General features: G+C 37.9%; 11 protein-coding genes. 8 read left to right on the forward strand and 3 right to left on the reverse strand.

Annotation, left to right across the window (positions count from 1 at the left end):
• The first annotated feature begins 19 nt into the window (after positions 1–19).
• The 4 genes from ACFO5T_RS10765 (at position 20) to ACFO5T_RS10780 (ending at position 3,466) form a co-directional block, all read left to right on the forward strand.
• The gene (locus ACFO5T_RS10765) at positions 20–463 is read left to right on the forward strand and encodes a type I restriction enzyme HsdR N-terminal domain-containing protein (RefSeq protein WP_021778719.1); all 444 of its coding nucleotides are present in this window, start codon (positions 20–22) and stop codon (positions 461–463) included.
• 63 nt (positions 464–526) lie between these two features.
• Positions 527–1,516 carry a glycosyltransferase family 2 protein gene (locus ACFO5T_RS10770; protein ID WP_380034278.1) on the forward strand — a complete coding sequence of 330 codons (990 nt, stop codon included), beginning with the start codon at positions 527–529 and terminating at the stop codon, positions 1,514–1,516.
• An 83-nt stretch (positions 1,517–1,599) separates the two neighbouring features.
• A complete protein-coding gene (locus tag ACFO5T_RS10775) occupies positions 1,600–2,463 on the forward strand; it encodes an OmpA/MotB family protein (protein ID WP_021778717.1) in 864 nt (287 codons plus the stop codon).
• Positions 2,464–2,704: 241 nt separating this feature from the next.
• Positions 2,705–3,466 carry a leucine-rich repeat domain-containing protein gene (locus ACFO5T_RS10780; RefSeq protein WP_380034280.1) on the forward strand — a complete coding sequence of 254 codons (762 nt, stop codon included), beginning with the start codon at positions 2,705–2,707 and terminating at the stop codon, positions 3,464–3,466.
• A gap of 85 nt (positions 3,467–3,551) precedes the next feature.
• Here the strand turns inward: ACFO5T_RS10780 and ACFO5T_RS10785 are convergent, their stop codons facing one another.
• On the reverse strand, positions 3,552–4,169 hold the full coding sequence (locus ACFO5T_RS10785) for an L-threonylcarbamoyladenylate synthase (RefSeq protein ID WP_380034282.1): 618 nt from the start codon (positions 4,167–4,169) through the stop codon (positions 3,552–3,554).
• Between the two features lie 74 nt (positions 4,170–4,243).
• The gene (locus ACFO5T_RS10790; protein ID WP_021778714.1) at positions 4,244–4,459 is read right to left on the reverse strand and encodes a hypervirulence associated TUDOR domain-containing protein; all 216 of its coding nucleotides are present in this window, start codon (positions 4,457–4,459) and stop codon (positions 4,244–4,246) included.
• A gap of 106 nt (positions 4,460–4,565) precedes the next feature.
• Here ACFO5T_RS10790 and ACFO5T_RS10795 point away from each other — a divergent pair, with 106 nt between their 5' ends.
• The gene (locus ACFO5T_RS10795) at positions 4,566–5,489 is read left to right on the forward strand and encodes an alpha/beta hydrolase fold domain-containing protein (protein ID WP_380034285.1); all 924 of its coding nucleotides are present in this window, start codon (positions 4,566–4,568) and stop codon (positions 5,487–5,489) included.
• 83 nt (positions 5,490–5,572) lie between these two features.
• On the opposite strand, the gene ACFO5T_RS10800 is transcribed toward ACFO5T_RS10795, so the two are convergent.
• Entirely contained in the window at positions 5,573–7,909 is a 2,337-nt protein-coding gene (locus ACFO5T_RS10800) for an ATP-dependent helicase (protein ID WP_375251912.1), read from the reverse strand.
• Positions 7,910–8,113: 204 nt separating this feature from the next.
• Between ACFO5T_RS10800 and ACFO5T_RS10805 the strand changes: the two genes are divergently transcribed.
• The 3 genes from ACFO5T_RS10805 to ACFO5T_RS10815 all read left to right on the forward strand — a co-directional run bounded on the left by ACFO5T_RS10805 (position 8,114) and on the right by ACFO5T_RS10815 (position 11,211).
• Entirely contained in the window at positions 8,114–8,497 is a 384-nt protein-coding gene (locus ACFO5T_RS10805; RefSeq protein WP_380034287.1) for a VOC family protein, read from the forward strand.
• A 158-nt stretch (positions 8,498–8,655) separates the two neighbouring features.
• On the forward strand, positions 8,656–10,497 hold the full coding sequence (locus tag ACFO5T_RS10810; RefSeq protein ID WP_380034289.1) for a hypothetical protein: 1,842 nt from the start codon (positions 8,656–8,658) through the stop codon (positions 10,495–10,497).
• Positions 10,498–10,545: 48 nt separating this feature from the next.
• Positions 10,546–11,211: a suppressor of fused domain protein gene (locus ACFO5T_RS10815; protein ID WP_380034291.1), complete on the forward strand. Its 666-nt coding sequence runs from the start codon at positions 10,546–10,548 to the stop codon at positions 11,209–11,211.
• Positions 11,212–11,297 lie beyond the last annotated feature (86 nt).

Raw genomic sequence — 11,297 nt, forward strand, 5'->3', positions numbered from 1 at the left:
GAACTCGTACTATTGTGGTATGCAACAGCTCTCTTTTCCTGCATACTCCTTTAGGCTCAAAAATAGCGAAAACAAACCGTATATATTTGACCTCATACGCAAAAAATTCTTAGTGTTAACTCCAGAAGAATGGGTGCGACAGCACGTACTACAATGGTTAACAAACGATAAGGGATATCCCATAAGTCTTATCAATGTAGAAAAAGAGATACGCGTAGGAAATACGCGTAAACGTTATGACATTGTCGTTTTTAAACCCGATGGATCTCTGTATATCATAGTAGAGTGCAAGGCGCCAAAAGTGCAAATCACACAAGCTACCTTTGACCAGATAGCCAGGTATAATCTAGAGTTGCAAGCAGACCTGCTTATGGTTACAAATGGTCTCTCACATTACTATTGTAAAGTAGATAGCGTTGCAGAGCGTTATGACTTTTTAAGAGAACTACCAGATTATAAATAACTTAATGGGTTTTATTATGCTTTCGCGAAAGCGTATTAACATAAAAAAGCTTTTATTTGCACCGTGAAAATTGCAATCGTCATCCTCAACTGGAATGGTAAATCGCTACTAGAACGATTTTTACCTTCTGTAATAGCCTATAGCCCAAACGCCGAAATCTATGTCGCAGATAATGCGAGTACAGATACTTCTGTTGCCTATGTTCAAGAGCAATTTAAAGAGGTAAAAATCATACAAAACTCAGAAAACGGTGGCTATGCAAAGGGGTATAATGATGCCCTTAAACATATTATGAGTGATGTGTATGTCTTGCTTAACAGCGACGTACAGGTTACCGAAGGCTGGTTAAAACCTATGATTGCATTATTTGACAATCCGCTAGTAGGTGCTGCACAACCTAAAATAAAAGATCTTAAGAAGCCTACACACTTTGAGTATGCTGGAGCGGCCGGCGGCTATCTAGATGCATTTGGTTATCCATTTTGTCGCGGGCGAATTTTTGATACCTGTGAAGAAGATACAGGGCAATATAATGACACAAGGGAGGTACAGTGGGCAAGCGGAGCTTGTCTTTTTGTAAGAGCACCCTACTTCTGGCAAGCAGGGGCGCTAGACGAAATTTTTTTTGCACATCAAGAAGAGATAGATCTTTGCTGGCGTTTACGTAATATGGGATATCAAGTGCTCGCAAGTGGTGATAGTGAAGTATTACATCTAGGTGGCGCTACACTTCCATCAGAAAATCCTAAGAAGACATTTTATAATTTTAGGAATACCTTGTTTAACGTGATGAAGAACGTAAAGGGAATAAGAGCTTTCTTTATCGTCTTTGCACGACTTATACTTGACGGTATTGCTGGTCTTAAATACCTTTTTGCAGGAAAGCCCAAGCATTTACTTGCCATTATAAAAGCGCACTTTAGTTTTTACTACCACCTACCTTCCTTACTCGTTAAACGTATGACGCTTAAACATCCTACACCTTACGCGCAGACCTTCTCAATAGTCTGGAAGTACTTTGTTCAAAAAAAGCAGTACTTTAAGGACCTGTAAGAAATCTATAAATAAGTGTTAACAATGATCCACAAGCAAGTGGGTTTCGTACATTTATCAAACATTTAAAAGTTATACAACATATGAAACGATTATTGATTGCTGGTATCACCAGCGCTTTACTCTTAACTTCTTGCGTTTCTAAAAAAGAATATGCTGCGCTAGAAGCAAGACAGCAAGAAACTCAAGACCTTTTAAACTCTGCTACGGTTAAGCTTAACGCTTGCCTTGAAGAAAAAGCGAGTGCAACCACTCGTGTAAAATCACTTGAAGAGCGTGTAGCCGAGATGAGAAAAGATAAGAACAATCTTATACAAAGTTCTAAAGATCTTACAGTTCTTACTAAACAAGGCGCTGTAAATCTTGAGAAATCACTAGAGAGCCTAAAAGAAAAGGATCTTAAGATTAATAGACTACAAGATGCACTTACTAAAAAAGATAGTGTAACTCTTGCTCTAGTAACTAGTCTTAAACGTGAGGTAGGTATAAATGACCAAGACATTGAGATTAATGTAGAGAAAGGAGTCGTATTTATATCGCTTTCTGATAAAGTACTCTTTAAGAGTGGTAGCTACCAGATTACCTCTAGAGCAGAAGAGATTTTAGGCAAAGTGGCTACAGTTATAAATAGTAAACCAGATTTTGAGGCGTTAGTAGAAGGTCACACAGATAACGTACCCTATAATAGAGGTGTTCTTATAGACAACTGGGACTTAAGTGCAAAAAGAGCAACGGCCATTGTGCGTAAGCTTGTTGAGCTAGGTGCAAACCCTGCACAACTTATTGCAGCTGGACGAAGTGAGTTTGTGCCACTTGTACCAAATGACACACCAGAAAATAAATCTACAAACAGAAGAACTAAGATTTATGTACTTCCTAAAATTGATCAATTTTATAATATGATCGAGGAAGAAATGAAAAATATGTCTGAAGAAGAAGGAAACTAATTCATCTTCATTTTAACAAGATTTCATCAAAGGCTACCGATTAACGGTAGCCTTTTTTCGTTTATATACACAGTTTTTACTCGATAAAAGACACTGTTAAATCCAAAATCATCGATTAAATACACAAATTATACGATTAAATGTTAAAAAATCGTGTATTTCGTCGATAATCGAGAAAATGGTGTTGTTTACCGATTAAACATACTTACATTTGAGTAACCCAATCATAAACAAGAGAACTATGAAATCAATTACACTAACGATCCTTTGCTTCTTTTTTACAGCTTTTGCAATTGCAGAAATTAGCCCAGCTCAAAAACAAGCCCTTGTAGATTTATACAACAGTACAAATGGTAATGAGTGGACAAACTCTTGGGATCTTAACGATTCTCCAGAAAACTGGAAAGGTGTAACTATCTTTAGAGATCAAGTTCTTGCAGTAAGTTTAAGAGACAATAACTTAACGGGTACATTACCTACTTCATTAAGTAACTTAACTTCTCTTAAAGTACTTAACTTACACAACAACAAACTAGAAGGAACAATACCAGCAAGTCTTGCTACTATAAAAGGGTTAAAAACAATTAACTTATCTCTTAATAGACTAGAAGGAACAATACCTACAAATATTCTTGCAATGGGTTCGCTTGAGTATTTAGATCTTTTCTTTAACCGTCTTGAAGGTTCATTACCAGCAGATCTTTCTGGACTAAAGAAACTGAAAAGATTAAGTATTTACAGCAATGATTTAGAAGGTGAATTACCTAGTTCTATCACAAGCCTTACGAACTTAAAAGAATTACAAATTAACAGTAACAAGTTTACTGGTGAGTTACCAGAAGGAATCGCAATGTTACCATCATTAAAGAAACTAAGTGTTTTTGATAATGATTTTAGCGGTGAATTTCCAAACAGCATCAACACATTAAGCTTAGATGAGTTAGTTTATCACGATAACAACTTCTCTACAATAGCATCAGACGCCCTTGCTGGCGGAGAATAATTTACTAGCTTACGAGCTAGTAAGCCCCCCAAATCTTTTTATTAGATTTAGTTAAGAGCCTCTTCCTTTGAAGAGGTTTTTCTATTTATAGCTCTGGGCTTCCTTTTCCATCCCTTATAAGAATAGGCTCATCACCAGTAAGATCAATTACGGTAGAAGGTATATTACCACCGTAACCCCCGTCTACTATTACGTCTACCCTATTTTGCCATTTCTCAAAGATGAGCTCTGGATCTGTGGTGTACTCTATCACCTCATCTTCATCATAAATAGAGGTAGATACAATAGGATTTCCTAGTGCACGTACAATGGCTCTTGTAATCTCATTATCTGGTACACGTATACCTACTTCCTTCTTTTTCTTAAAAGAGCTAGGCAAGTTATTATTTCCAGGTAATATAAAGGTGTACGGTCCCGGCAGGGCACGTTTTAATATTTTAAAAGTCTTTGTGTCTATCTGTCGCACATAATCTGAGAGGTTGCTCAAATCTTCACATACAAAGGAAAAGTTTGCCTTTGCAAGCTTTACACCCTTTATCTGCGCCACCTTCTCCAGTGCTTTTGCGTTTGTGATATCACAGCCCAGTGCATATACAGTATCACTTGGGTAAATAATAAGACCACCAGCTTTTAAGATCTTTACAATTTGCTTGAGATCTTTAGGGTTTGGGTTTTCTTCGTAGAGTTTTATAAACTGTGACATAGCATAACATTTAGATAGGTTAAAATTACAAAGAATAACAGCGCCATAAAGACGCTGTGTATAATTAGGAAGTATTATGCGTCTGCGCGTTCTACTTCACTTTCTAGCTTGAGTACATTTGTACCGTCTTCTTGCTCTATGTAGAGGGCTTTGTTTCCTTCTTCGCCATCGCGGGTAACTTCGTTTCCTTTTATGGTGCGGGTGACACTCTTTGTAAATGTAGACTGTACTTTACCCTCTGCTGTGCCGTTTCCCCAGCTCCATTTTACTTTTGTTCCTTCTTTAATCATCTTGTTTTTTATTTAAAGTTAGGGAGTTTGCCACAAACTCTATAAAAAACTAACGCAACCTTAACATAAAAAGCACATCTATACGTTAGTACTTAAAACTATCTTAATGAGACCGCTACACACACTCCTACTTGCTGTATTACTATCATTCTTAACAATAAACTGTTCTGATAACGAGGAGCTAGTACCAGAGGTTATCACAGATGATGTCGTTGCCACAGATGATGGTCCTACAGAAGAGGCAGATCTAGAAGCCGTAGTACTCACAGACGTGTCATATGGTGATGACCCATTACAGGTGTATGACATCTACCTCCCTGCTGGTCGTAAGGCTACTAAGACTAAAACCATTATCCTTATACACGGTGGTGGCTGGGTAGAAGGAGATAAGGAAGATGTTACTGCTTTTATAGACCTCGTGCAATCGCAACACCCAGATCACGCAGTGGTAAATATGAATTATGTGCTGGCAAACCCTCCTAGTGTGCCTGCGTTTCCTAACCAGTTTCTAGATGTGCAGGCGGTGGTAGATCAACTAGACGACACCCACGAGGAGCTAAGCTTTCTTAACGAGTATGGGTTTATAGGCCTTAGTGCTGGGGCACATCTGGCTATGATGTATGATTATACCTATGATACACAAGACCAAATAAAATTTGTAGCAAACATAGTGGGACCCGCAGATTTTACAGATCCTTTTTATGCAGATGAGCCTGGTTTTGAGCAATATCTAGATGCACTTACAGATGAGAGCGCATACCCAGCAAATACAAACCTTGCCGAAGCACTAAGTCCTGCCATCGTAGCAAATGTAGATAGCAGCCCTACCCTACAGTTTTATGGTAATGAAGACCCGCTGGTTCCCCTCACAAACGGGCAGCGACTAGATACGGCATTATCTAACAATAATGTACCTCACATCTTTACAGTATATGATGGTGGTCACGGTAACTGGGATGAGACAAGTTACCTAGACGTACGTACCAAGATAGGGCAATACATAGACCTCTACCTTGCGATAGAAGAATAAACAACTGTCTTGCGAGTAAGATGTAATGAGGCTGTTTACGCTTTCGCGAAAGCGTAACAAAAACCCTTATCACTCCTCACCTATTACTCTACAATCTTAAGTTTTGCAAAGCGCAGGAGTAGTTTTTTAAGTCCGCCGTTTTCAAAATTGATTTCGGCTTTTTGGTCTTGACCTTTACCTTCTATACCAGCTACAATTCCTTTTCCAAAACGTATGTGCTCTACAACAGTACCTGGTTCTAAGCTACCTGCCAGTGATGGCGTAGCGCTATCTCCAGCGGCTGGACGTATCTTTCTGAGTTTACGTAGTTGGTCTTGTGTAGGTGTTCCCACCTTAGGCGGTGTGCCACTTACCGGCTTCTTGAGACGCAGTTTACTCTTATCTACATCGCCAAAGATATCTGCATCTATAAGCGGTTTATAGCGGTAGCTCTCCATAGGTGTCTGGTAGTCCAGATACTTATCATCTATCTCCTCTATAAAGCGGCTAGGCTCTGCATCTACCAGTTTACCCCAGCGATAGCGAGACTCTGTGTAGGTAAGGTATGCCTGCTTCTCTGCTCTAGTGAGAGCTACATAAAAGAGACGTCGCTCCTCCTCTAGCTCACTACGTGTACTCATACTCATACCAGAAGGAAAGAGATCTTCTTCCATCCCCACGATGTATACAAATGGAAACTCCAGCCCCTTTGCAAGGTGTATAGTCATAAGTGCCACACGGTCATCATCACCCGTATCATTATCTAGTGTGGTAGCGAGCGCTACATCTTCTAGAAACTCTGCCAGCGAGCCAGTGGCATCTGCCAGCTCTTTTTGCTCTTCTACAAAGTCGCGCATACCGTTAAGGAGCTCCTCTATATTTTCTATACGAGCAATTCCCTCTGGGGTACCGTCTTTTTTAAGTTCTTGTAATAGACCTGTCTTTCTTGCAACCGTCTCTGCTACGGTAAAGGCGTCACTCTCTTCATTAAGAATCTGGAAACTCTTAATCATCGTGACAAAGTTTTTAAGCTTGGTCTGTGTACCGCGATTTATATTCATCGACGGACCTAGTTGTTCTATTTTATCCATCACCTCAAAGATGGAACGGCCATAATGCTTTGCCGCCACCGTAAGTTTGTCTAAGGTGGTACCGCCTATACCACGGGCAGGGTAGTTTACCACACGCTTGAGTGCCTCCTCATCTTTTGGGTTAACCAGCACACGCAGGTAGCCCAGTACATCCTTTATCTCCTTGCGCTGGTAAAAGGATAGTCCACCATAAATACGGTACGGGATGTCACGCTTGCGCAGGGCATCCTCCATTGCACGAGACTGTGCATTTGTTCTGTACAGTATCGCAAAGTCACCATTGTTAAGCTGGTGGTTCATTCTATTTTCAAAAATGGAGCTTGCCACATAGCGCCCCTCCTCACCATCTGTAGGCGAGCGGTGCACGATAATCTGGCCTCCATCTTCGTTTGCCGTCCATACGGTTTTATCAAGACGGGTTTTATTTTTTTCTATCACGCTGTTTGCCGCCTCCACAATATTTTTTGACGAGCGATAGTTTTGCTCCAGGCGGTACATTGCCACATTCTCATAATCCTTCTGGAAGTTAAGAATGTTATTAATGTTTGCCCCTCTAAAGGCATATATACTCTGCGAGTCATCACCCACCACACAGATGTTTTGAAACTTATCTGAGAGTGCCTTTACAATGAGGTACTGGCTATGGTTTGTATCTTGATACTCATCTACCAGTATGTATTTAAAACGGTTTTGGTATTTATTAAGCACCTCTGGAAAGCGGTTGAGCAGCTCATTTGTGCGTAGCAGTAAATCGTCAAAATCCATTGCGCCGGCTTTAAAACAGCGATCTACATACTCTGCATAGATCTCTCCCATACGCGGGCGTTTTGCCATTGCATCTGCCTCTACTAGCTCTGGATTATTTGCATAGGCACGCACGGTGATCAAGCTATTTTTAAAAGAAGAGATACGGTTTTGTACCTGCTTGTACTTATAGATATCCTTATCTAGCTGCATCTCCTTGATAATGGCACTTATAAGGCGTTGTGAGTCTTGGGTATCATAAATAGTAAAGTTAGACGGGTAGCCTAGCTTATCTGCCTCGATACGCAATATTTTGGCAAATATGGAGTGAAAGGTTCCCATCCATAGGTTTTTTGCCTCATTATTACCCACAATACCGGCAATACGTTTTTTCATCTCACGTGCCGCCTTATTTGTAAAGGTGAGCGATAAGATATTAAAGGCATCCACCCCTTGTGACATCAAGTATGCGATGCGCATTGTGAGCACACGTGTTTTACCAGAACCCGCTCCAGCAATCACAATAAGAGCACCATCTTTATGTAGTGTAGGTGCACGCTGGGCATCATTTAAGCCCTCAATATATACTTCTAATTTTGAATCCATAGCAGGGATCTAAATTACGGACTCCACCCGTGAATTAAAACCCAAAAAGAGACTTTTATAGCCATTTTTTTAACAATGGATGTGGGTACGCTTTCGCGAAAGCGTAACACCCCATAACCCCACCTACCCCGAGACAGATAGCCGCACCACCGGCTTGCCTGTACCCAAAAAAATGATGATCTTTAAACCTCACAATCATCACCTATGCATACATTTACCTTTAACCATATAGCGCTCTCTGTGACAGATGTGGCGGCGGCTGTGGCTTTTTACCAAAAAGTCTTTGGGTTTACCGAGATAGAAAACACCGCCTCTGTCTCTCCCACCCGCTGGCTCGCGATGGGTAATGGCAAACAACTACACCTCATACCGCGCCCAGATGCCGAAATAAAGACTAATAAAGCGGTGCACTTTGCCCTAGCCACAGATGACCTGGGCGGTTTTATCTCCCACCTCAAAACCCTGGCCATAGACTACTCAGACTGGCGCGGCACGCCTACTAAAGATTATGTGCGCAACGATGGCATACAGCAGGTATACTTTCAAGATCCAGATGGCTACTGGGTAGAGGTAAATGATGATGTGTAGCCTCTCCGTTTTTTACAAGTACTTAATTTAAGAAAATATTAAGACCCGCTTTACGGAAATCCGTAATAGTGAGGGGGTTATATGGGGTATATTAGCAATAGTGTTTATAGACTAGTTATGAGTAAGCTAAAGTAACGATAGTAAAAAAATAAAAATATATGAAATTAGAGAAGATTCTGGATAAACTCGGTTCGATAGAAAAGAACTCTTTCATTAAGATAATTGATAACATAATATCTAAAAGTCCAAAAAACGCAAAACAAATTGACAAGATTTTAAGCTCGTCAGATAAAGGTCTAAAATCTGTTGACAATCAAAATATTTCGAAAATTTTTGCTCTAACAGCAGGCGAATTTCAAGAACATATAAAATGTGAGTTTCAGGAAATCACATCACAACTAGACATTTTAATTGACATCATAATTCGCGATGGAAATTGCATAATGAAACAGGATTGGTTTTCTCGTTTATATGAAACCGAAATCAAGCATATAAAAAGTAGAATAAAAACATTAAATGCAGATTTTGAAAATGACAAATCAGAGTTAAGTGCTTCTAGGAAAAGAGACTATAAAATTTACAAAGCGTGTTTACACACTGCTTATCACAATGATGTCGAGAACAATAGAGATGCTAAAATAACTTCAGATGAATTATCAATAATACTTACACTTTCTAAACAATTAAGTCTCTCACAAGAAGAAGTAAAGTTGATTAATTATTCCATTTTACCTATTAAAAAGCTTGATATTCAAGATGTAATTAAGGGACTAAAAAATATTGGCGTTATTTTTTATTCAAATAAAGAAAATACAATCTATGTAGCTGATGAAATGGTTAGAATGCTACGAAGAGTTAGACAAAAAGAAGTAGCTGAAAAATTCTACCGTAGAACGTTAAAACTTCTTAGAGCACCAATTATTAACCAAATTGCACGCGAACATAACATTGACAGAAAATTAACCTATTCTCAAAAAATTGAAGAAATAATAAAAGAAGGTGTTTCATTTACAAGTTTACTTTCAGAAGATATTTATAAGCCAGAAAGTACGTTAACTGAAAAGAAAAAAACACTGAACGAATTGTGCGAAAAAGGCTTGAATATTCAAAATCTAAAAGGAAGTGTTCTCGAAGAAAAAATCAGCAGTCTAATTGAACATTTTGAAAGTGTTGAACGAGACGAAAAAGTTGGTATTTCCTTAGATGGATTTGAAAAACTTCTTACAGAATTAAATCAGTCGTTGCCAAAACTTAATAAACAGATAAGAGAGCAATTTGAACTTCAAGACGAATTTGTTTTAAAAGCGGATTTCTTGCTTGATTACAATATTAAACCAAGAGATATCTTAGATCTAATCGTTAAACAAGATTTAACCAAATTCATCAAAGACAACGGAATTAAACAACGTGGTGATGATATTTTAAATATACTAGAGCATTATAAAGATGTTGAGAATTTATATTTAGAGAATTATGAAAACGTTGCTTACAGGAATTTAAACCTTTTAAAGGAAAATGGAATAACTGTAAAAGAAAGTGAACTCGGTTTAAAATTTGAAGAATTGACAAAGACTATTTTTAGTGGTTTAGGTTTTAATGTGGACGAAATCTTAAAAAACAAACTAAATACTAAAAAGGATATGATGGATATTCTTTTAAACTTAGAAAACAATGAAATAATTGTTGAGTGTAAAACAAGTAAAGAAAGAGGTTACAACAAGTTTAGTTCTGTCTCAAGACAATTAAAATCTTACCAAAACGTAGCTTTAAAAAATGATTTACGAATTGTAAAAATTCTGCTTGTTGCACCAGAGTTTAGTGATGATTTTGTTACAGATTGTGAGATGGATACAGAAATGAATTTATCACTTATAACTGCATCTACACTTTCAAACATTTCAGAGGCTTTTAAATCATCAAAGTATTCTGAATTTCCACACGTTTTATTTCGCGATATTGTGATTAATGAAGAACGAATTATAAAAGCGCTGAGTAAATAAAAAAACTAATTCCTAAAAGAGAGCTAAGTATAAACTACCTTATATTAAATGGAAAAATCTGAATCTGGCGCACCAATATATCGTTATACGGCATCCAAAAAGAATGATTTTGAGATAGCTACTGGAGGAGAATCAATACAAGAAATATCAGATCATATTGAAAAACATATTGGAGAAATTCATATGGTATTTCACGAAATCATATCAGATCAAGTTCATATAGATATACACTGGGTAAAGCCTACAAAAGAAAAACCATTTCATACGTTAGTTACATCCGGTATGAGTGATAAGCCAATGAATACACCAGATGATGTCATAAATTGTGATTATACAGAAATAAGTATTTGCTTACCTCCAGAATGGAAAATATCTCAAGAGGACTTTAAAGATGAAAGTAATTATTGGCCTATTAGATGGTTAAAGTACCTAGCGAGGTTTCCTCACGAATATAATACTTGGCTTGGTTATGGACATACAATTCCAAATGGCGACCCAGCTGAACCTTTTGCTTCTAATACAAAGCTCAATACAGTGGTACTCTTACCTACAATTATGTTTAGTGAAGATTTTCATACTTTGGAATTACCGAATAAAAAAATTGACTTTTATTCATTAATACCTCTTTATAGCAAAGAAGTAGAATTAAAAATGAAAAAAGGTGTAGAAGCACTTGTAGGCTTCCCCTTTTTAGGACACCTTAAAATTCGATAAATAATTATTATTTAGATCAGGTTTGATGAAGAATTTAAATTCTTCATCAAACCTGGGCATATATTCTTTAGGAGATATGTTACCTA

Origin of the sequence: Dokdonia genika, assembly GCF_042652845.1 — a bacterium.
In the GTDB taxonomy this organism is placed as follows: domain Bacteria; phylum Bacteroidota; class Bacteroidia; order Flavobacteriales; family Flavobacteriaceae; genus Dokdonia; species Dokdonia donghaensis.

What these genes read in the sequence shown, in the direction of transcription:
- ACFO5T_RS10800 (WP_375251912.1), bottom strand. Translation starts at nt 7,909, where the DNA reads ATGGATTCAAAATTAGAAGTATATATTGAGGGCTTAAATGATGCCCAG.
- ACFO5T_RS10785 (WP_380034282.1), bottom strand. Translation starts at nt 4,169, where the DNA reads ATGTCACAGTTTATAAAACTCTACGAAGAAAACCCAAACCCTAAAGAT.
- ACFO5T_RS10790 (WP_021778714.1), bottom strand. Translation starts at nt 4,459, where the DNA reads ATGATTAAAGAAGGAACAAAAGTAAAATGGAGCTGGGGAAACGGCACA.
- ACFO5T_RS10765 (WP_021778719.1), top strand. Translation starts at nt 20, where the DNA reads ATGCAACAGCTCTCTTTTCCTGCATACTCCTTTAGGCTCAAAAATAGC.
- ACFO5T_RS10815 (WP_380034291.1), top strand. Translation starts at nt 10,546, where the DNA reads ATGGAAAAATCTGAATCTGGCGCACCAATATATCGTTATACGGCATCC.
- ACFO5T_RS10775 (WP_021778717.1), top strand. Translation starts at nt 1,600, where the DNA reads ATGAAACGATTATTGATTGCTGGTATCACCAGCGCTTTACTCTTAACT.
- ACFO5T_RS10795 (WP_380034285.1), top strand. Translation starts at nt 4,566, where the DNA reads ATGAGACCGCTACACACACTCCTACTTGCTGTATTACTATCATTCTTA.
- ACFO5T_RS10780 (WP_380034280.1), top strand. Translation starts at nt 2,705, where the DNA reads ATGAAATCAATTACACTAACGATCCTTTGCTTCTTTTTTACAGCTTTT.
- ACFO5T_RS10805 (WP_380034287.1), top strand. Translation starts at nt 8,114, where the DNA reads ATGCATACATTTACCTTTAACCATATAGCGCTCTCTGTGACAGATGTG.
- ACFO5T_RS10810 (WP_380034289.1), top strand. Translation starts at nt 8,656, where the DNA reads ATGAAATTAGAGAAGATTCTGGATAAACTCGGTTCGATAGAAAAGAAC.